Origin of the sequence: Paenibacillus chitinolyticus (assembly GCF_045038035.1) — a bacterium.
Classification (GTDB): domain Bacteria; phylum Bacillota; class Bacilli; order Paenibacillales; family NBRC-103111; genus Paenibacillus_F; species Paenibacillus_F chitinolyticus_A.
Genome location: NZ_CP173427.1, coordinates 1,726,396 through 1,746,360, shown reverse-complemented (window position 1 = coordinate 1,746,360; position 19,965 = coordinate 1,726,396). Strand labels below are relative to the sequence as shown.

General features: G+C 55.2%; 17 protein-coding genes. 2 read left to right on the top strand and 15 right to left on the bottom strand.

Translation table 11 applies throughout. The annotated features are described in order from the left end of the window. Positions 1-13 precede the first annotated feature (13 nt). The 8 genes from grpE to gpr all read right to left on the bottom strand — a co-directional run bounded on the left by grpE (position 14) and on the right by gpr (position 8,743). Entirely contained in the window at positions 14-598 is a 585-nt protein-coding gene (grpE, locus tag ACI48J_RS07990; protein ID WP_326054547.1) for a nucleotide exchange factor GrpE, read from the bottom strand. Positions 599-715: 117 nt separating this feature from the next. Then, the gene (hrcA, locus tag ACI48J_RS07985) at positions 716-1,741 is read right to left on the bottom strand and encodes a heat-inducible transcriptional repressor HrcA (protein WP_009675428.1); all 1,026 of its coding nucleotides are present in this window, start codon (positions 1,739-1,741) and stop codon (positions 716-718) included. 136 nt (positions 1,742-1,877) lie between these two features. Beyond that, positions 1,878-2,339, bottom strand: coding sequence for an N-acetyltransferase (locus tag ACI48J_RS07980; RefSeq protein WP_009675383.1), 462 nt, complete (start codon positions 2,337-2,339; stop codon positions 1,878-1,880). A gap of 213 nt (positions 2,340-2,552) precedes the next feature. Beyond that, positions 2,553-3,704: a radical SAM family heme chaperone HemW gene (gene hemW, locus ACI48J_RS07975; protein WP_405082393.1), complete on the bottom strand. Its 1,152-nt coding sequence runs from the start codon at positions 3,702-3,704 to the stop codon at positions 2,553-2,555. Between the two features lie 130 nt (positions 3,705-3,834). Then, a complete protein-coding gene (gene lepA / locus ACI48J_RS07970) occupies positions 3,835-5,652 on the bottom strand; it encodes a translation elongation factor 4 (protein WP_326054545.1) in 1,818 nt (605 codons plus the stop codon). Between the two features lie 91 nt (positions 5,653-5,743). Further along, positions 5,744-6,241 carry a hypothetical protein gene (locus tag ACI48J_RS07965; protein ID WP_405082392.1) on the bottom strand — a complete coding sequence of 166 codons (498 nt, stop codon included), beginning with the start codon at positions 6,239-6,241 and terminating at the stop codon, positions 5,744-5,746. Positions 6,242-6,326: 85 nt separating this feature from the next. After that, positions 6,327-7,538, bottom strand: a complete 1,212-nt coding sequence (gene spoIIP, locus ACI48J_RS07960; RefSeq protein WP_405082391.1) for a stage II sporulation protein P — start codon at positions 7,536-7,538, stop codon at positions 6,327-6,329. Positions 7,539-7,741: 203 nt separating this feature from the next. Then, positions 7,742-8,743 (bottom strand): GPR endopeptidase, encoded by a 1,002-nt coding sequence (gene gpr / locus ACI48J_RS07955; protein ID WP_326056696.1) that lies wholly within the window; start codon positions 8,741-8,743, stop codon positions 7,742-7,744. Between the two features lie 203 nt (positions 8,744-8,946). Between gpr and rpsT the strand changes: the two genes are divergently transcribed. Next, on the top strand, positions 8,947-9,219 hold the full coding sequence (gene rpsT, locus ACI48J_RS07950) for a 30S ribosomal protein S20 (protein WP_009675361.1): 273 nt from the start codon (positions 8,947-8,949) through the stop codon (positions 9,217-9,219). Positions 9,220-9,392: 173 nt separating this feature from the next. On the opposite strand, the gene holA is transcribed toward rpsT, so the two are convergent. From holA to ACI48J_RS07915, 7 genes are all read right to left on the bottom strand, one after another. Then, positions 9,393-10,412: a DNA polymerase III subunit delta gene (gene holA, locus ACI48J_RS07945; protein WP_405082390.1), complete on the bottom strand. Its 1,020-nt coding sequence runs from the start codon at positions 10,410-10,412 to the stop codon at positions 9,393-9,395. Positions 10,413-10,735: 323 nt separating this feature from the next. Further along, on the bottom strand, positions 10,736-11,932 hold the full coding sequence (locus ACI48J_RS07940; RefSeq protein WP_405082389.1) for a zf-HC2 domain-containing protein: 1,197 nt from the start codon (positions 11,930-11,932) through the stop codon (positions 10,736-10,738). Then, the gene (locus tag ACI48J_RS07935; protein ID WP_254634720.1) at positions 11,929-12,462 is read right to left on the bottom strand and encodes an RNA polymerase sigma factor; all 534 of its coding nucleotides are present in this window, start codon (positions 12,460-12,462) and stop codon (positions 11,929-11,931) included. Before ACI48J_RS07935 ends, ACI48J_RS07940 begins: the two co-directional genes overlap by 4 nt. A gap of 577 nt (positions 12,463-13,039) precedes the next feature. Then, the gene (locus tag ACI48J_RS07930; protein WP_405082388.1) at positions 13,040-15,868 is read right to left on the bottom strand and encodes a ComEC/Rec2 family competence protein; all 2,829 of its coding nucleotides are present in this window, start codon (positions 15,866-15,868) and stop codon (positions 13,040-13,042) included. 321 nt (positions 15,869-16,189) lie between these two features. Next, on the bottom strand, positions 16,190-16,702 hold the full coding sequence (locus ACI48J_RS07925) for a dCMP deaminase family protein (protein WP_009675401.1): 513 nt from the start codon (positions 16,700-16,702) through the stop codon (positions 16,190-16,192). A gap of 8 nt (positions 16,703-16,710) precedes the next feature. Further along, on the bottom strand, positions 16,711-18,003 hold the full coding sequence (locus tag ACI48J_RS07920) for a homocysteine synthase (RefSeq protein ID WP_405082387.1): 1,293 nt from the start codon (positions 18,001-18,003) through the stop codon (positions 16,711-16,713). A 139-nt stretch (positions 18,004-18,142) separates the two neighbouring features. Further along, the gene (locus ACI48J_RS07915) at positions 18,143-18,853 is read right to left on the bottom strand and encodes a ComEA family DNA-binding protein (protein ID WP_405082386.1); all 711 of its coding nucleotides are present in this window, start codon (positions 18,851-18,853) and stop codon (positions 18,143-18,145) included. 240 nt (positions 18,854-19,093) lie between these two features. On the opposite strand from ACI48J_RS07915, the gene comER reads away from it, so the two are divergent. Continuing rightward, the gene (gene comER, locus ACI48J_RS07910) at positions 19,094-19,924 is read left to right on the top strand and encodes a late competence protein ComER (RefSeq protein WP_405082385.1); all 831 of its coding nucleotides are present in this window, start codon (positions 19,094-19,096) and stop codon (positions 19,922-19,924) included. The last annotated feature ends 41 nt before the right edge of the window (positions 19,925-19,965 follow it).

Below are 19,965 nucleotides of genomic sequence, written 5' to 3'. Positions count from 1 at the left end.
AAGCCCTTCCGGCTTACATGCTGACTTTAACCATCGAAGGACGGATCACTTTATCCTTCAGCATATAGCCCTTCTGGACTTCTTCCACAACGATGCCTTCTTCATAATCATCCGATTCCACCTGCATGATCGCCTGGTGAAATTCCGGGTTAAAGGGCTGGCCTACCGCTTCGATCGGCGTCAGACCCTCCTGGGTCATCAGCTGCCCGAGCTGTCTGTACACCATCTCGATCCCTTTGGTGAGAGCTTCGAAATCCTGCGTCTCGCGGCTGGAAACCAGCGCACGGTCGAAATTGTCGATGACCGGCAGCATTTGTTCGATCAGCTTAAGAGAAGCGTATTTCGCAAACTCTTCTTTCTCCTGGCGTGTGCGGCGGCGGAAATTGTCGAAATCGGCCTGAGCGCGCAGCAAACGCTGCTGGCTCTCCTCGGCCGCTTTACGAAGCTCATCCAGCTCCGCGTTCGGGCCGGAGGCCGCGCCTTCCGCATCGGGAGCCGCTGCTTCGGCAGTTTCTGCTTGTTCCGCGTCATATGTAGCTTCTTCTGCTTCCGCGGCGTTCGTATCCGGGTTGATGTTCTTTGTTTCTTCGGTACTCACTTGTCGTGTTCACCTCCTTGAAAGAGTGGACGGGCCGGCGTCAGTCGGCCACGTTTAAGTTTGCCCCAGCTAATCCCGCTTAAACTTCGTGCAAAATCTCATTGTAAGCCTATCTCGTTATTTGTACCACCTGGACAGAAGAACTTCCATATTGGCGGACAAGTGCTCGAGAAGCCGGATCACTTTGGCATATTCCATCCGCGTAGGTCCGAGTATCCCGATCGTTCCAAGCGGCTGATCGTCATACGAATAGGTCGCCGTAATCAGGCTGCAATCGTTCATGGCGGCCAGACTGTTCTCCGAACCGATCTTGATTTGGAGTCCTGTGGGCGATGAAGTCACCAATTTGAATAAAACCGGAGTTTGCTCCAGCAGATCCAAAATATTTTTAACTTTATCCACATCTTTAAATTCCGGCTGTGTCAGCATATTGGTCGTGCCGCCCAGGAAAATGCGGTCTTTCTCGTCATTCTCAAGCACGCTTTCGACCATGTTCAGAAGCTCGTGGTAGCCCACGGCGTATTTATTCAGCTCGCCGGCCACTTCCGTATAGAGCTTCGACTTAAACTGCAGCAGCGGCACTCCTTGAAGGCGCGCGTTCAACAAATTGACGACCTTCTCGATTTCGTTCATCGGCAATCCCGGGGGGATCGCAACGGTTTTATTCTCAACATGCCCCGTGTTCGTCACGATAATCGCAACGGCGGTCTTGTCGTTAAGCGGAATAATCTGCAGATGTTTCAGCGTATTCGTAAAAACCTCGGGGCCCAGCACGATTGATGTGTAATTGGTCAATCCCGACAGCATATTCGCCGTATGCTGGATGACCTCTTCCATCTCCTGGACCTTCTCCGCGAAGAACAGTTTGACTGTCTCCAGCTCGTGAGCGTCCAGAGTGCCGTGCCGCACCAGATGATCTACATAATAACGGTACCCTTTATGAGAAGGAATACGGCCTGCTGACGTATGCGGCTGCTCCAGAAAGCCCAATTCTTCGAGATCCGACATTTCGTTGCGAATCGTGGCCGGACTGAAACCGACATCGCCCCGTTTGGAAATGCTTCTGGAACCGATCGGCTCTGCGGAACGAATATAATCATCTACAATGGCATTCAAAATCATCCGCTGACGCTCCGTCAACATAGTAACTCCTCCTTTACATTCAGGTAACCGCCGCATGAATGCGCCGCTCGGGCACCATCTGCTTCGTTAGCACTCAACCTTAACGAGTGCTAATTCCTAATACAAAAATAACAGACCTTTCGGCCTGTTGTCAAGTTCAATCCAACTCCCGGAGTACCGCAATCTCGTCGCAGCAGTACTGTTTTTTGCAGTGGATGCAATCGGTCCACACTTTTTCCGGAAAGATATGTTTCGGTACGATTCTGAAGCCGTTTTTCTGAAAAAATTTCACTTCGTAAGTGAGGGCCATTACCTTCGTAACGGTCAGGCGCTGCGCCTCTTCCAGCAGGGAATCCACCAGTTTGGTACCGACGCCCTGTCCCTTGTAATCCTCGGAAACGCCCAGCGAGCGAATCTCCACCAGATTCTCGCCGAGCCTCGTCAGCGACCCGCAGCCGATCAGCGCGCCCTCGTCTTCCGCGACTACGAAAGTATCCAAATGCTGCCGGACCATCTCGCGGTCTCGGGGAAGCATAATCCCCTGACGTGCATAACCTTGTATAATATGTACGAGTTCCTCTATATCGTCTTCCGTTGCTCTGCGGCAAGCCACTGTCATCTCGCATCCCACCATTCGCCTGCTGAAAATGTATGAAAAAATAGGAACAAATCAAAAAAACCACTTGCACGATCGTTATGCGGTAATAGTATATTGAATAAATATACATCAGCATGCATAATCGCACAAGTGGATTTTTGTAAAATTTTGAATGGATTTTAAAGCGTAAATGACGGACGTTCTCCAACCTGGGCCACGCGCCCCTGCCTGCCGCTATTCGAGGAACGAAGCAAACACGTCGTTGCCGAACAAAATACCTTGTTCCGACAAACGGATCTTGTTTCCGGCACGCTCCAGAAGTCCGCGTTTAATCAGACTGTCCAGAATCCCGCCGAATTTCTCCTCCACCGGAACACCGAATTGAGCGGTAAAATCGTCTCCGCTGATTCCTTCCAAGAGACGAAGGCCGACCATCATGAAGTCCTCCATCGCCTCCTGCTCCGTCACACGGAATCTTTCCAGATGCGGGAGGCCTTCTTTCGTCCGGTCAATATAAGGCTGGACGCCTTTGACATTCACATGACGGTGTCCTTCGGCGTAGCCGTGTGCCCCCGCGCCCAGGCCGTAATAAGGCTGATTGCGCCAGTACGTCGTGTTGTGCCGGCTTTCGTAACCGGGACGCGCGAAATTGCTGATTTCATACTGCCCGTAGCCCGCTTCTTTCAACCGGCGCATAATGAGCAGGTACATGTCCAGCTCGTCGTCCTCGCTCGGGAGCGGGAGCTGGTTTTTGTGGTACATCGTGTGGAACAAGGTGTTCTCTTCCACCTTCAGGCCGTAGATCGAATAATGCTTGAGATCAAGGGCCAGTGCCGCGTCCAGCGTCTTCTCCATCATTTCCGGCGTCTGGTTAGGCAGCCCGAACATCAAGTCGATCGACATGTTGTCGAAGCCCGCCTTCGCCGCATTTTCCAGGCTCCGGTAAACGTCGTCCGTGTTGTGAATGCGGCCGATCGTCTCCAGCAGGCCGTTGTCGAACGACTGGACGCCGAACGAAATGCGGTTGACGCCGCCTTCTTTCATGGCTGTCAGCTTTTCAAGGTCCGTCGTCCCGGGGTTCGCCTCCATCGAAAATTCCAGATTCTCATGCTGATCCGGGAAATACGTTCTCACCAGCTTCAGAAAATGCGCCATCTGATCCGGCAGCAGAACCGTCGGCGTGCCTCCTCCCACGAAGATCGTCGCGATCTTTCCGGGCGGCTGCGCCTGCACCGTACGCTCCATCTCACGCTCAAGAGCGTCCAGATAGTCCATGACGGGCTGGCCTTTAAGGACATAAGAATTGAAATCGCAGTAAAAGCATTTGTTCGTGCAAAAAGGGATATGGATATAAACCGCCTCGGGGGCGGTATAACGTGTGTTCATTGCAGATAGTTCCTTTCCAGAAAGGGTCGGGCCTCACGGCCGTTCCTTCATTGTACTATGAAAAGCGGAAAAGATCGAAGGCAATAAAAATAGGAGCACACGGCTCCTATTTCTCGGTCATACACTCATATTAGTTGTCGTCGATACGAAGTACCGCCATGAACGCTTCCTGCGGCACTTCCACGCTGCCGACCTGCTTCATCCGCTTCTTGCCTTCCTTCTGCTTCTCCAGCAGTTTCCGTTTCCGCGAGATGTCGCCGCCGTAACATTTGGCCAGAACGTTCTTCCGCATCGCCTTGACGGTTTCGCGCGAAATGATTTTCTGTCCGATTGCGGCCTGGATCGGCACTTCGAACATTTGCCGCGGGATAAGCTCCTTGAGCTTTTCGCAAATAATGCGGCCCCGGTTGTAGGCGCCGTCCCGGTGAACGATGAAAGACAAGGCATCCACCTGCTCGCCGTTCAGCATAATGTCCATTTTGACCAGGTTGGATTTCTTGTACCCGGAAATTTCATAATCGAACGAGGCGTAACCCTTCGTCCGGGATTTCAGAAGATCGAAGAAGTCATACACGATTTCCGCAAGCGGAATGTCGTAAGACAGCGTTACCCGGTTCGTGTCCAGGTACTCCATGTTGATGAACTCGCCGCGTTTGCCCTGGCACAGTTCCATGATCGCGCCGACAAAGTCGTTCGGCACGATGACCGACGCCTTCACGTAAGGCTCCTCAACGAAGTCGATCCGCTGGGGATCCGGATAATTCGACGGGTTGTCGATCTCCATGATCTCGCCGTTCGTCATCGTGATGCGGTAAATAACGCTTGGCGCCGTCGTAATAAGCGGAATGTTGAATTCGCGCTCGATGCGTTCCTGGATGATCTCCATATGGAGAAGGCCCAGGAATCCGCAGCGGAAACCGAAGCCGAGCGCGGAGGACGTCTCCGGCTCGTAAGTGAGCGACGCGTCGTTAAGCTCCAGCTTCTCGAGCGCTTCGCGCAGATCGTTATAATCCGATGTTTCGATCGGGTACAGCCCGCAGAATACCATCGGATTGATTTTGCGGTAGCCGGGCAGCGGTTCCGTCGCCGGTTTGACGGCGTTCGTGACCGTATCCCCGACGCGCGTATCGCCGACGTTCTTGATCCCGGCCACGATAAAGCCGACATCGCCTACGTTCAGCTCGTCCACGATGGACATGCGCGGCTTGAAGGCGCCGACTTCGATCACGTCGAACACTTTGCCCGTCGCCATGAACTTGATTTTCGTGCCGGCCTTGATAGCGCCGTCCACGACACGCACGTACACGATAACGCCTTTGTACGGATCATAGTGCGAATCGAAGATGAGCGCTTTCAGCGGCTCGTCCGGATCGCCCTGCGGGGCGGGTACCTTCTGGCACACCTGCTCCAGAATTTCCTTGATGCCGATACCGGCTTTGGCGGAAGCCAGAACCGCTTCGCTCGCATCCAGTCCGATCACGTCTTCGACTTCCTGCTTGACGCGCTCCGGATCGGCACTCGGCAGGTCGATCTTGTTAATGACCGGGAGAATCTCCAGATTGTTGTCCAGGGCCAGATATACGTTGGCCAGCGTCTGGGCTTCAATCCCCTGGGCCGCGTCCACGACGAGCAGGGCGCCTTCGCAGGCCGCCATACTCCGCGAAACTTCATACGTAAAGTCGACGTGCCCCGGAGTGTCGATCAGGTTCAGGATATATTCCTGACCGTCATCGGCCTTATAGTTCAGGCGTACCGCCTGAAGCTTGATGGTGATACCGCGTTCCCGTTCAAGGTCCATCTGGTCGAGAACTTGTTCCTGCATTTCACGGGACGAAAGAGCCCCTGTGAATTCAAGGATGCGGTCCGCGAGCGTGGATTTACCGTGATCAATATGTGCGATAATCGAAAAGTTTCGAATTTGCTTTTGTCTTTGCCGAATGTCAGTCATGCCTAACCCCCACACAGTTACATACAGTACCTTTTATTATATCAGTCCGGCGGGGCCGCGGCAATGCTAAACCGTTATGGGGCGTTTTACCTTATTTGACGACCCATTCGAACATCGAAACCACGCCGTCCATTCCGCTTTGAGCGGTCATTTGCAGCAAATCTCCCAGCTTGTTGCCCAGGTGGTTCATCGATCCGGCTTCAAGCGGATCTCCCGTCCCGAGCGGGCGGGGCGTCGGTTTCGGCGGAGCCGGCGTCTCCGCGGGCCGGTTCGCGCTTTCCGCCGTCCGGGCGGAACCGGCGTTACCGGCCGCCGCATCCGAGCCTGCCGCCGGGCTTGGCGCGGCAGCCCCCGGTCCCGGCGCATGGCTTGGAACGGCAGGCTGCTGCCCGCCGCTCCGGATGGACGTCTCTTCCGGCAGGGAGCCGGGCGCGGCGGGACTGCTTCCGCTTGTTTGCGCCGCTCCCCCGGAGCCGCCTCCCGGGCCCTCAATGCGGTTCATGCCGCGCGAGGCCAGGTCCACCCCGAACATGGTGCAGAAGCAAAGAACAATTCCGTATACGAAAAGCTTCCAGTACCAGCGCGGCATAATGATCCCTCCGGTTCTTGATTTGAATTTTGCGTGATTGGACATCCCTTGTCCGTTCCGCTTCCAGCCTTAACCGGCACGCGGCTTACGACTTTTTGCCTTGCGCGGGAGCCGTTACTTTTTCCGCATCGAGAATCACTTCCGACACCGCTTTTGCCAGAAGCTCCACCGTCCGGTAGCACTCCTCCAGAGAGTTGTAAGGACCGCCCACTTCAATCAGCACGCTGTTCGGCGAGAAGTTCTGATTGTAAACGCCGTTTACCTCGTGGCCTGTCTTTGCGTGAATGCCCTTGGAAACGCCGGGCGCCTTCGCTTCCAGCGCGTCGTGGATTTTCCCCGCGAAAGCTTCGTTTTCTTTCCACTTGGGATTGTCTCCTCCCAGAATAAAATACACCTGGGCGTAGTCTTTGCCGTTCAGCGTAACCGTCGTGCGTTTGCGTTCCTGGGAATCGCGGTGGATATCAAAGAAAAACTTCAGGTCCGGATGTGCGTTCGCGGCGGCTTCCAGCGTCTGGAGAGAATATTTATAAGAGTAGGCATATTTGAAATCTTTAATCGTATTCGGGTAAATGGCATCGGAATGAACGGCCCCTACCCCTTCTTTCTCCAGCGCTTCCGCCAGCTTCTTGCCGATCATCGTCACATTCGTTTTGGCGTCGTAAGCTTTGTCCGGATCGGTAACGCCTTTGAGCTCGGGCAGGAACGATTCGTTGCTGTGAGACTGATAAATGAAGGCGATATTCCGGCCGGGTCCTTTGGGCTTCTGGTCCGCCGGGGCCTGGCTTGGCGCGGGAGACGGAGCGGAGGATGCTTCCGGGGAGGTGCCGCCGGTTGTCCCGTTCACTGCTCCTTCCGCGGGTGTGTATTCGACCGGACCGCTTGCGTCGCCGTCTTTGCCCGAGCGCAGCACGGTGCTCTTGTCCGCTTTCAGGCCGGGGACCTCCTGGGCAATCAGACTTTTCGGATCGCCGGGATTTACATCGGTCAGGAACCGGACGGCAAAGCTCATCATATTTTGCTGGGAAAAAGTGAATTTACGGGTGTCGTTCCTCAAATGAGGGACTTCCAATCCGAGCATGTCTAGAAAAAATTGATTGGAGACCGAAGCCGCCAACCCCTTCATGGAGGAAACGGGAGAGGTGGACAGCCTCGATTGCAGCGCGCTCCCGACTCCGAGCAGGATAAACAGGCAGAGGGTAAACAAGCTGAGCGATATCGTGGTCTTTCCGATGACTCCGGCGCTCTGGAACGTTTGGCGGATTTTGCTGAGATTGAAGGTGACGGCATTCCTTTTCATGGGGATTCCTCCTAGCGAATGGGCTTAGACATGTCCGGATTTAGGCGTCTCGCGCCTCGCGGCGGAGAATCTATTTACTCCCAATCTATGAACTTCGCTCTTTCACTAGAACTCTCTCTCCGAAAAAAAATCCGCCGCCGCACACGCAAAAAAGCCGGCTCCTCCCGGAACCGGCCCCAGCCACCACGCTGTTCTCCGATCTATCAATGCGTATAGGCGGCCACGTTAGCCGAATCTACCGCCTCGTGCAGTGCCGCATTCAGCCCGGAAGCGATGATATTCGCGATATCTTCGATAAATTCGTCAATTTCCTTCGGGGTGACGAGAAGATCGTGCCCGAGCGGATTCAGCACCTCGCGGACAAGCGACAGCCGCTCTTGTTCCGGCAGATCGTCCAGCATGCCGAGAATTTCATGCGTGTTGGACGTCTGGGTGCGGAAATGGTGCTGCATCATGTCGATGCACGAATTCACGATCGTGGATGCGTACACGACCGTCGGCACGCCGATTGCGATGACCGGCACGCCAAGTGTCTCCAGGGTCAGGCCGCGGCGTTTGTTGCCGATACCGGAACCGGGATTGATCCCGGTGTCTGCGATCTGGATCGTCGTATTCACCCTCTCCAGCGCGCGCGAAGCAAGCGCGTCCACGGCGATGACGAGATCTGGTCTCGACTTCTCGACAATCCCTTCGACGATTTCGCTGCTCTCAATGCCTGTCGTGCCCAGCACGCCCGGAGCAACCGCGCTGACGGGACGGTAGCCGGGGCTCACCTGGCCCGGCATCAACTCGAAATAGTGCCGAGTGACGAGGATGTTTTCAACCACGAGCGGACCGAGCGCATCGGGAGTCACGTTCCAGTTGCCGAGCCCGACGATGAGCACCTTGGAATCTTTGCCGATTCCCGCTTTTTGCAAGTACTGCTCGAACACCTGGGCGAACTTTGTAGCTACACGGTCTTGGAGCTGCGTATCTTTTTTTCTCAATTCAGGCACTTCGATCGTCATATACTGACCCGGCATCTTGCCGATGGCCTGTGCCCCTTCATCGTTTAAAACTTGAATCTGGGTAATGCGCATGCCGCCGTCTTCCCATATATCCGAGACCACTCCCGGTATTTCGGGGCTTTTCCTCGCTTCGGACGCCAGTTCTCTCGCCTCGAGCGCAAGATCGGTCCGGACCGTATACGCGCTAAGATCCGCCATTAAGATCTCCTCCTGTCCATTCTGTATGACCCTAGTTTGCGGACACGGACCCTAATTTATACTGATGAATGTTTTCAAAGAGCGGGTGCGGAAAGCTCCCCGTCAGCTATTGATTTTTAAAAGTCCGCGTGTTAAAATACCTAGAGTTGTCAACAATCATGGAAAACGTTCGATTGTGTACCTGAAGTAGGAGGTGAATGTCAATGCCAAACATCAAATCCGCGATCAAAAGAGTGAAAGTAAGTGAAAAACGTCGCCTGCGCAACGCTTCCGAGAAGTCCGCTCTTCGTACAGCTGTTAAAGCTTTCGAAACAACGGTTGCCAGCAATAACGTAGATTCCGCTAAAGAAGCTCTGATCAACGCTACCAAAAAATTGGACAAAGCAGCTTCTAAAGGATTAATCCATAAAAATGCAGCTAGCCGCAAGAAGTCCCGTTTAGCGAAGAAGCTTAACGCTCTTTCCGCACAAGGCTAATAAGCAGGACCTACACATAGGTGATAAAAAAGACCGGAGCCCCTGGCTCCGGTCTTTTTTTGTACATATGGTGAGCCTCGCCGTCCGCAAGGGAACGCGCATATATTTTGCGGGTCTGCTGTACGCAAGTATTCGGCGCCCCATTGACGATTCGGTCGTGCAAAAAGATCGGCTTAAGCGGCCAGGCCGAGAAGAAAGAGCTCAAGGCCGAGTACTTTGTCGATTCCGCCGCTCTTCATTTTAAAATCGAGATCGGCCAGCTGCGACACGATCCGGCTCAACTTTTCGATATCGTATGCCCGGGCTTGTCCCTCCGCTACCTTCACGGCGTACGGGTGCAGGCCAAGCTGCCCTGCGATTTGCTGGTGCGAATAGCTCTGCTTGGAGAGCTCTTTCACCTGGAGCATGATCCGGAATTGGCGGGCCATCAGCATCACGATCTTGATCGGCTCCTCTTTCTGCTTGAGGAGCTCCTCCAGAAGCGCAAACGCCCGGTCCAGGCGCAGCTGGACCACCTGCTCGATCAGAATGAACACATTCTGCTCCGTGCTGCGAACGACGAGAGAATCGATCAGTTCGGGGGTCGCTGTCCCACCCCGCCCTACGTTGAGAGAAATCTTCTCGATCTCCGCCGCCAGCGACTGAAGATGTCCGCCCGTGTACAGCACGAGCTGGTCGACGACTCCGTCCGCAAGCTCGAAGGATTCCCGCTTCGCCTGCCGGCGTACCCAGGCTTGCAGCTCTTCGGCCGTCAGCGGAAGGCAGGGCACGAGCGCTTTTTTGTCTTTGAGCTGCTTCACCAGCTTTTTCCTCTCGTCGAGCTTGTCCACGGAAACCGTAAAGACAAGGACGGTGAAATCGACGGGAGCCCCTAAATACTCCGTTAAACGATCCAGTTGGTGGTCGACCTTGCCGCTGTCCCTGCTGCCTGTGAGAAACTGGGCATTCCCGGCTATAATCAATTTGCGGGGCACCATAAAAGGCAGCGTCTCGGCGTCGGCAATCACGTTCTGCACCGGAACCTCGTTCAAATCGTATTTGCTTACCGCAAAATCGAGATGTTCCGGTTCGATCATTTTGTCGGTAAGTTTCCGGATAAACTGCTCGATCAGATACGACTCGCTTCCGTAGGTGACGTACACCGGAGCGAATTTTTGTTCATCTATGCTTTTCATCGCTTGTTTGTAATCCATTCGTTCGTTCCCCTCTGCATAAATCCCTGCTCTCATCTTACCAATGACAAAGGGATTACGTCAAAACGGAATCCCACCGTCTTGCCGTAATCCCTTTGCCCGAGCAGAAAGAGAATACGCTGCCACCGCATGTTACCCGTACGAGCAGCATCTATTTAAACACCGGAGAAGAGCTCTAGAAACTCTTGACCGAGTGACAGTAAACCCGCGTTTTCTCCCGTCATTCTCCTCAGCTTTGCGATAACTTCTCTTTGACCGATTGTTAATACAGCATACGCGCTAACCCGCCAAAGGTGCGTGTCAGACACAAAAAGAAGCATGCCTTATTTGGCACGCTCCTGCTTTGTTTTCAAGGAGACGACATACTCCTGCTTCGTGCTTCCGCTGCTTACTTCGTAGACGAACTCGTCATTTCCGTTCCAGCCGACAAGACGCAGCGTATCGGTTTCTTTCCACTGCTTGGCGGATACGTAAACGGAAGTTCCGTCCGTTTTGACAATCGTAAGCCTGCGCTCTTCGATCTTCGCGTTCAGCTTGCCGTCGGGAGACGTTCCTCCGGTTCCTGCCGCAGTGAATGTATGGGCGTCTTTCTTGTCCGGATCGGTCGTGGCGATCTTGCCGCCCGTCTGTCCGTCTCCCGATCCCGAAGTACCGCCGGACGTATCGCCGGGGCCCGGAGAGACTCCGCGGTCCGCAGGCGGATTGTCGGTACCGCCCAAAACCTTGCCTTCGTTCGCAGAAGCATCCGGCTGTTTATCCGGCTGCGGAGTAGAAGTCGTGCCCGGTTGTTCCTTGCGGGATCCTTCCTCTTTCGGAGAATCCGCACCCGATTTCTGCTGCCCTGCACCGCTTCCCTTGTCTGTATCTCCGGTCGATGCGGTGCGGTCCGTCTGATTCCCTTCGCCGTTTGAATCCGTCTGCGGCTTGCCGGCGCTTTTGGAATCTCCGGGCGTATGGGATTCAGGCGGCGCCGTCGGCGTAACGTCGCTTTGCTTGCCCGATCCGCTCGCATCCGGAACGGTGGTCGGCTGCACCGATTTTGCCGTCGTATCCGCGTTTTCCGTCTTCGCTCCGGTCAAGGCCGAAAACATGCCCGCCGGACCCGATTGAGCCGGACGGTCCATGTTGAACGCGAAAAATCCGAGTACAAAGCCGGCCGCCACAACGCCGCTGACTGTTTTCCAGGAGACATGCGCGGCTATGCGGCGAGTCCAAGGAAGCTGTTCCGGGGAACGCGGGGAACGGCCGACTGCGCGAGACAGACCTGCGGCTTCTTCGCGCTGGTTGGACTTTTCTTCATCCAGCCGCTCAAGCTGCGGAAGAATCGAATCGACGATACTGAATGGCGGCATGATTTTCGGAAGGTTCTCCAATTCCTTGGACAGTATGCGCAGCCGCTGCAGCATGGTCCCGCATTCCGAACATTGCTGGACATGCTGATTGAGACGCTGCCGCTCCAGATCGTTCAAATCTCCGTCGAGATCTCTCTGCATCAGCTCTTTCACCTCTTTGCAATTCATCCCCGAACACCTCCTTTCTGATATTCATGAAGTAACCCTTGAAGCTGCTGTCTCGCCCGAAAAAGATAGGATTTAACCGTGTTCAGCGGAAGCCCCAGGCAATCCGCAATCTCGTGATAGGAGAAATCCTGCAAATACCGCAAAACAACGACCGATCGGTGGTGCTCGGGCAGTTTCTCGATAGCCTCTTGAATATCCTGCGCCAAGTAACCGATCATCACTTCGTCCTCAACGTCCTTGGGGGTGGTGAACGTAAGTTCGTGTTCTTCAATGGATACGGTCGGCTTCGTCTTGCGGAATTTGTCGATGCAGATATTGGTCACAATACGCTGAACCCACGTTTTAAAAAGAGCTTTCTCTTCATAAGACTGGATTTTCGTATAAATACGAATAAGCGCTTCTTGCGAGGCATCGAGGGCATCCTGCTCATTACCCAGCAGGTAATAAGCCGTGCGGTAGACATGGGTTTCAATTTGTCTTAATAAGGTAACTAGCGCTTCCCGGTCACCCGATTGTGCCGCTTTTACCATTTCGGGCGCTACCACAAGAATCCCCCTCTCTTGCAACTATACAGACGCATTTATGTTCACGAATGTTGCAACTCATCATCAAAATTAGGACTTTCATTCTATAAGAATATCAAAAAATTTTCCGGAGGTACACTTAAGCCGGAGATAATTAACAAAATGGGGAAAGTACGCGTAATAAGCGAACAATTCCCAACTCCCGGTCGAATCTTCCGCATTAAAAAACTCCGTCCCTTAACAATAGCATAAGATTGTTGCTAAAATGTTTCTTTCGGCTGAAAACAACCTTAAAATTGCCCCCTGTCCACAAGAAAAAATTCCAATGCCCGCCAATCCGGGCACGCGTTCCGTTCGCATCGCGGAAGGCTTTCTGCGCACTGCGGCAACGGCATAACGGCTTTTCAGCCGTACGCTAAGGATCGACGGTCAAATCTCCGTCCTGCGTCGTGCCATGCGCACCCTGCATGTATCGGCCGCCCTCATGTAACGCCCAGCACCGTGCGCCGGGGAGTCTCGGACCGTGCGGAAGATCCCGAACGCACGAGAGTGCGCACATTCTTCGCAGATTGCGGCACGTCGATCAACTATCCCCTGAAACTGCAGGCTTACCGGACAATACCGAACGGACATAAATCTGCCCGTTTTTTACCAGCAGTTGGATTTCCCCCAGTAAATCCGTCCGGAGGACCCGGATATCATTTCTTTCCAGTCTTGCGACTACGTCCGGTGAAGGATGTCTGTACATATTTTTGACCCCTGCGGAAATAAGCGCGGTCCGTGGCTTCCAGTAGCCGAGCCAGTCGCTTCCGGTTGACGTTTTGCTGCCGTGGTGGGCCACTTTAAGAACATCGATCCCGGGAGCCGCCGGGGTACCGTTTTCCGTGCCGTCCGGTTCTTTCGTGCCGTTGTCAGACTGTGGAGGTTTCATCCCGGGCGTTTCATTTGCGGACTTCCGCGATTGCAGAAGTTCCATGACACGGCGCTCCGCTTTCACATCCATATCCCCGGTAAAAAGCCACCTAGTCCCTTCCATTTCCAGCAGAAAAACGACGGAAACTCCGTTCTGCTCGTTTTCCAGAACGATGGGGTTACCGGTGGTGCCGTAAATATCCGGTACGGCCGGCGGTGCAGGCCCGGCTCCGTTTTTTTCTGCCGTGAGCTGACCGGGAAGTGCATTCTCCCCGTTTCCGGGCGAGTCCGGAGACGAATCCGTCCCCGCCGGAAGCTGCCCGTTCTCCGGCAGAGGGGCGAGAAAATCGAGCCGTGTCCGGTTGTCCATGCGGAGTGTTTTCCCGTAAGCGGCGGAAATAAGCGGTATTTTTTTATCTATAGCGGTACGGAACAGCTTCTCTACTTGGGGACCGGACTTGTAGGTGCCGTTGAAAATGAACGTCTCCACCGGGATGTCCTCGAGGACAGCCTGAAGCCCCCCGCTGTGGTCGGCATCTTCATGGGTCAGGATAACGGCATCGAGTTTGTGGACACCTCTTTTTTTCAGAAGGGGGACCAGCGTTTTCCTTCCTACCTCGTAAGGGTCGGCGCGCAGCTTCCATTCCTCTCCGGGCTTGCGGAAAGATACGGTCCCTCCTCCGTCTACCAGTATATATTTACGCTCCGGTGTCCTTATGAGGATGCTGTCTCCCTGTCCGACGTCGATCATATCCACGTAAGCCTCCGAGCTCCAGCGATCGGGCGTATAACCGTAATAAAGAAGCCCGAACCAGCCGAGACCGAGCGCGATTACGGCCGCTGAAGACGTCCTGTACCGGGAAAACATACTCCGCCCGGGAGCGGGCACATGAAGCTGCGGAATGCCGTCCTCGTTTTGAGCGCGGCGGCTCCGTACCAGACGCTCGAGGCCCCCGCAAATGCCGGCAAGCAGGAGATAGTAAACCGCTATCCAAAAAACCGGAGGGGACGGCCAGATCGTCCGGAATCCCTCCCACTGATCCAGCCACTCGACGATGCGGAAAACAAATCCGGTCCCGCTTTCGGTTACCCAAGCGCCCAAACGGCCGAGCGGAACATACACCAGTCCGAGACATGTGGCAATCAAGCCCGCCGGGAAAATGAGCAGGCTGAAAACAGGCACGAGGGCCGCGTTAGCGAGCCAGGAAAGCAGCGAGAATTGATTGAAATAATAGATAGAGACGGGAAATGAAACGAGCTGGGACACAAGGGTAATGGCAGCGGTATTGCGGGGTATGCCGTGCTTGAGGGGCAAAAGGGCGGTAACGCGGGGAACGCCGACGATCAATCCGAGCGTCACCAGAAAAGAAAGCTGAAAGCTGACGTCCAGCAAATAATAGGGGTTCCAGATCAAAAGCCCCAACCCGACAAGGCAGGCGATTTGCAAAATATCTTTAATCCGGTTTTTACGGACGGCGAGAAGGCCGATCATCGTCATCAGGCCCGCCCGCACAATGGACGGAGAAGCTCCCGTCAGAAGGATATAAAGAGGCAGCAGAAAGACGGCAACGAGCAGATACGTTTCTTTGGGCAGTCCGAGCCTTTTCAGGACCCAGATCAGAACGCCCAGAAAAACAGCCACATTCAGCCCCGAAATCGCGAGAATATGAGTCAGCCCGAGATTCGAAAATTGGCCGTACCGGTCGGGGTCCATATCATCGGTTAATCCGATGAGCATGCTTTTCATAAAGCCCGCCTGCCCGGGCGTGAAAATCCCGTCGATGCGGCTCCCCAGATAGCCGCGGAGGGCATCCGTCGTCCGCAGGAGGCGCTCCGCCGCCAGCCGCGGACTCGTGAGAGCGGCGGCTATAGCCGCCGGCGGACCGTGCCGCACCTGCTGGGCGCCTTTGACGACCAGCAGCCAGTGCTTGCCCTGCTGGCGCAAATAGCGGCGGTAGTCGAATCCGCCGAAGTTCCGCGCGGCAGCGGGCTCCTGCAGCTCGCCCCGCATGGCGAGCCGGTCCCCCCGCCGCCAGGCTGCGGCGGCGGTCTGCTCCGCCGGACTCAGCAGGCGCAGGGACACCTGCACCCGCTCCTCCGGCGGAGCTCCTGCGGCGGCGCCTGCTTCGCTGCCGCTCTCCCCGAGCTGCGAGACGCGCAGCTCGAAGGAGGCTCTGTCGCCGTCGACGGCGACAGGAGAGGCCAGCGTGCCCGCCACGCTCACCTGGCTGCCGTGTGCGGCAGCCGCGGCTGCGGCGGGCAGAGCGGTGCTGTTACGCCGGTCCGTATCGGCGTAATAGCAGCAGGCTGCGGCGGCGACAAGCGCCGCAGCGATCCATCGGCGCTTCGGCAGACGAAGCGCCATGACGCCCGCGGCCGCGGCGGCGAAAGCTGCGCCGCTCCAGGCGGTCATCCACGGTTTGGACGCGTATATGGCCGCCGCGTAGCCGATAACCCACAAAACCGTCAAACCTACTATGTCATTACGGTTTAAACGCATTTCTCATCCCTCTCCCTATATGTGTGATAAGCTCATTCGTTGCGGAAATAGAACACGCAAGTTTTCTCAGTCCATTTCACTCCGCTCCTGCTTAGACAGGGAAACCTCGTAATCGCCGACGCTTCCTTCCGTCGCCGGGTAAACGCATCCCTCACGCGGCGGACCACATCCCGTATCCTTTGTTCCACCGGACAACAAAAAGAACCCCCGCTGCTCTACTGGAGCGGCGGAGGTTCTTCCTCACGCTATTTGTGTTCCGTTGGGTGAAACGGCTTGCCGGGGTTCGTATCCCGCAGACAACGAGCCGTTCGCCGAACTCGTTCAGTTGACAATCCGGTGGTCCGTTCCCTCGGGCGGCTCGTATCCCTGTATTTGGCGGAAAGCGATTCCCCTCGCAGCCATCAAGGCATTCACCTTGTCGCTGTCCTTCGGATAGGGCCGGTGAAAAACGATCTCCCGCACCCCGCTGTTGGCCAGCATATTCGAGCAGGTCCAGCACGGCTGGTCCGTCACGTAGACGCTGGAACCCTCGCGGTCTTCGCGGTCGGTGAACAGAAGCAGATTCTGCTCCGCATGAATCGTACGGATACAGCGCTGCTTGCGGATCATTTCTTCCTTACCGTCCGCGACGTGCAGTTCGTACTCCTCGACAAGCATGCATCCTTCCTCGGAGCAGTCCGGAACTCCCATGGGCGCCCCGTTGTATGCCGTGCCGAGAAGCTTCTTGCCCTGCACGAGCACAGCCCCGACATGCCGGCGGCTGCACTGCGAGCGCGTGGAAGCCATATAGGCGATATCCATGAAGTAAGTGTCCCAGTCTTTGCGCCCCGTCATGGCCGCACCTACTGCTGGCTGGCCAAGATGGCCTGCTCCAGGTCATGCAAGATATCGTCGATTGCTTCCGTACCGATCGACAGACGGATCATCCCGGGCGTTACTCCCGCGCTCAGCTGTTCTTCCTCGCTAAGCTGCTGATGAGTCGTGCTTGCCGGATGAATGATCAGAGATTTGGAATCGCCTACGTTGGCAAGATGAGAGAACAGCTTAACCTGTTCGATCACTTTGCGGCCGGCTTCCAGCCCGCCTTTGATACCGAAGGTCAGGATCGCTCCCTGGCCTTTAGGCAAATATTTTTGCGCCAATTTGTACGAGCTGTGGCTTTCCAGACCGGGGTAGCTGACCCAATCGACCGCTTCATGGGCTTCGAGAAAACGCGCCACCGCAAGCGCATTCGAGCTGTGACGCTCCATGCGGAGGTGAAGCGTCTCCAGCCCTTGCAGAAGCAGGAAGGAGTTAAACGGCGAAATGGATGCCCCCATATCGCGGAGAAGCTGGACGCGGGCCTTGATGATATAGGCGATCGGTCCTACGGCATCGGCGTAAACGACGCCGTGGTAGCTCGGGTCCGGTTCCGTAAGCCCGGGGAACTTGCCGCTGGCCTTCCAGTCGAATTTGCCCCCGTCCACGATCACACCGCCGATGGAAGTCCCGTGTCCGCCGATAAACTTCGTCGCGGAATGCACGACGATGTCTGCGCCGTGCTCAATGGGGCGAAGCAGGTAAGGCGTCGGGAACGTATTGTCGACGATCAACGGTATGCCGTTCTCATGCGCAATGGCGGCGACGGCTTCCACATCGAGCAGATCTCCGCGCGGATTGCCTACCGTTTCGGCGTATAAGGCTTTGGTTTTATCCGAAATCGCTTGGCGGAAATTTTCCGGATCCGAAGGATCGACGAATTTCACCCGGATGCCGAGCTTCGCCAGCGTGGTCGAGAACAAATTGTAGGTTCCCCCGTACAAGCTGGATGCGGACACGATCTCGTCACCGGCTCCGGCTATGTTGAGAATCGAGTATGTAATGGCTGCCTGACCGGATGCGGTCGCGAGAGCTCCCGCTCCCCCTTCAAGCGCGGCAATCCGCTGCTCGAAAACATCGCTCGTCGGGTTCATGATGCGGGTATAGATATTGCCGAATTCCTTTAGAGCGAACAGATCTGCGGCATGGTCCGCGTCGCGGAACCCGTAAGAGGTCGTCTGATAAATAGGAACCGCGCGGGAAAGCGTTGTTGGATCGATTTGCTGGCCGGCGTGTACGGCCAAGGTTTCCAAAGAATAAGGACGTTGTTCGGACATGGTTCTTTCCTCCTTTATCGCGTTGATTGGGCCTATTTTCTCATATTTCCTCGTAAAATGAAAGAAAGTTTAGTAGATTTTCTCAATTCCGACATTTACGCATATTCTTCATTTGTTCATACAACCTTCCCGAATCCCGTCAAGGATTAATTTGCAGGTAAGGCTTCATCTTCGCGAGCATTTTTTCCCCGATTCCCTTTATATCCAGCAGCTGCTCGGCCCTTTTAAACTTCCCGTGCCGTTCCCGGTATGCAAGGATCGCTTTCCCTTTGCTTTCGCCGATTCCGGGCAGTTCCATCAATTGCTGCAGGTTGGCTGTATTAATATCGATTTTGGGACCCGACGGGATTTTCTTGTCTCCGGCGGATCTTTTCGGTCCTCCTCCCGTACTTGTTTCCGGAACCGGAACCGCCGCCCCGCTCCCGGGTTCCTGCAGTCCCGCAGCCGGTCCGCTCCCTCCACCGACAGTCCGCTGCCGATCCCCTTGCGCAGGTTTGTCATCGGCGGCCGCCTCTTTCCCGGTCGAGACCGGGACCTGCTCCGGGCCGCCTCCGGCAGCGCCTGCCTCGGAATCCTCCGCCCCCGCCTGCTTACTCCCGGCGCCGGCTTCTCCCTTCGCCTCCGCCTTCGCAGGCGGTGACGATGACGGTGAAGAAGACTTCTCCGAAGGCGATACCGGCTTGGTTCCTTCAATCGTTTGCGCCATGGAGGCGTTCAAGGCGGTGAAACCTTGCGGCACGGTGCCTCGCGGGCCGACTAGCAGCCAGATTCCCAATCCTGCCGCGATTACGGCAGCGGAGCCCGCCAGAACGCCCCGGCTTTTCCAACTCTGAAAATTCCAGTTCAACATGAAACACTCCTTTGATTTTATGATTGAACATATTTACTCCGCAGGAAAACGGCATAATTGTGTGAGAATGTTCATACCGTTAAGAAAACGTTCCTGAGTTTTTTGTCTCTGCATTAAGAGCTAAACTTGTCGGCGCCCGCTTCTGTAACGAGTCGGGTGTAATGAATCCGTTCCGGAATACGGCACCGGTCCTATTGCCGGAAGGAGACCAGTCCGACTATTTCATGAGGAGGGTTGTCGATGAAAGCGGGATTTATCGGTACGGGCAGCATGGGAAGTATTCTGATCGAAGCGCTCATCCATTCGGGAGCGCTCAATCCTGAGCAAATCTGCGCCGCAAACCGCACTCCCGGCAAAGTACAACGGTTGGCGGAAACCTACGCCGGACTAACCGCCGCCTCCAGCAATGCGGAAGCCGCAGCGGGCCGTGATGTCGTTTTTTTATGCGTGAAGCCCCTTGACTATAAGCGAGTCATTGACGAAATCCGGCCGGTCCTGGAGCCGTCTCAAATCGTCGTATCCATTACGAGCCCGGTTCTGCTCAAGCATCTGGAAGATCAGCTTCCATGCAAGGTGACGAAGATTATACCGAGCATCACCAATTACGTGCTCAGCGGATCTACTCTGTGTATACACGGGGAGCGCATGTATCCCGAGGATAAGGAATGGATTGAAAATCTTCTGACTCACATCTCCACACCTGTCAGAGTCTCGGAGGCATATACCCGGATCAGTTCCGATTTATCGAGCTGCGCGCCGGCCTTCCTGGCCTTTTTTCTCCAAAAATATATCGAAGCCGCAGTGGCGGAGACGGGGATATCTTCCGAAGAAGCAACGATTCTCGCTTCCGAAATGACGCTCGGCACGGGCAAACTTCTGACGACGGGCGGTTTCGATCCGGTTTCGCTTCAAAAAAGGGTACGCGTTCCGGGAGGAATTACGGCTGAGGGATTGCGGTTGATGGAGCAAGATCTGGACGGTATGTTTAACCGGTTAATCGGGATCACGCATGCGAAATACGAAGAGGATCTGGAGAAAGTGGAAGTGGTATTTACGACAAAAAAACAATAGAAAGTGGAAAAAAGCGGTAAAATAGAGAGGGATAAAACAGT

Excerpts from the sequence above, each read along its gene's own strand:
- hrcA (WP_009675428.1), bottom strand. The coding sequence starts at position 1,741 with ATGTTGACGGAGCGTCAGCGGATGATTTTGAATGCCATTGTAGATGAT.
- ACI48J_RS07980 (WP_009675383.1), bottom strand. The coding sequence starts at position 2,339 with ATGACAGTGGCTTGCCGCAGAGCAACGGAAGACGATATAGAGGAACTC.
- hemW (WP_405082393.1), bottom strand. The coding sequence starts at position 3,704 with ATGAACACACGTTATACCGCCCCCGAGGCGGTTTATATCCATATCCCT.
- lepA (WP_326054545.1), bottom strand. The coding sequence starts at position 5,652 with ATGACTGACATTCGGCAAAGACAAAAGCAAATTCGAAACTTTTCGATT.
- ACI48J_RS07965 (WP_405082392.1), bottom strand. The coding sequence starts at position 6,241 with ATGCCGCGCTGGTACTGGAAGCTTTTCGTATACGGAATTGTTCTTTGC.
- spoIIP (WP_405082391.1), bottom strand. The coding sequence starts at position 7,538 with ATGAAAAGGAATGCCGTCACCTTCAATCTCAGCAAAATCCGCCAAACG.
- gpr (WP_326056696.1), bottom strand. The coding sequence starts at position 8,743 with ATGGCGGATCTTAGCGCGTATACGGTCCGGACCGATCTTGCGCTCGAG.
- rpsT (WP_009675361.1), top strand. The coding sequence starts at position 8,947 with ATGCCAAACATCAAATCCGCGATCAAAAGAGTGAAAGTAAGTGAAAAA.
- holA (WP_405082390.1), bottom strand. The coding sequence starts at position 10,412 with ATGGATTACAAACAAGCGATGAAAAGCATAGATGAACAAAAATTCGCT.
- ACI48J_RS07940 (WP_405082389.1), bottom strand. The coding sequence starts at position 11,932 with ATGAATTGCAAAGAGGTGAAAGAGCTGATGCAGAGAGATCTCGACGGA.
- ACI48J_RS07935 (WP_254634720.1), bottom strand. The coding sequence starts at position 12,462 with ATGGTAAAAGCGGCACAATCGGGTGACCGGGAAGCGCTAGTTACCTTA.
- ACI48J_RS07930 (WP_405082388.1), bottom strand. The coding sequence starts at position 15,868 with ATGCGTTTAAACCGTAATGACATAGTAGGTTTGACGGTTTTGTGGGTT.
- ACI48J_RS07925 (WP_009675401.1), bottom strand. The coding sequence starts at position 16,702 with ATGACGGGGCGCAAAGACTGGGACACTTACTTCATGGATATCGCCTAT.
- ACI48J_RS07920 (WP_405082387.1), bottom strand. The coding sequence starts at position 18,003 with ATGTCCGAACAACGTCCTTATTCTTTGGAAACCTTGGCCGTACACGCC.
- ACI48J_RS07915 (WP_405082386.1), bottom strand. The coding sequence starts at position 18,853 with ATGTTGAACTGGAATTTTCAGAGTTGGAAAAGCCGGGGCGTTCTGGCG.
- comER (WP_405082385.1), top strand. The coding sequence starts at position 19,094 with ATGAAAGCGGGATTTATCGGTACGGGCAGCATGGGAAGTATTCTGATC.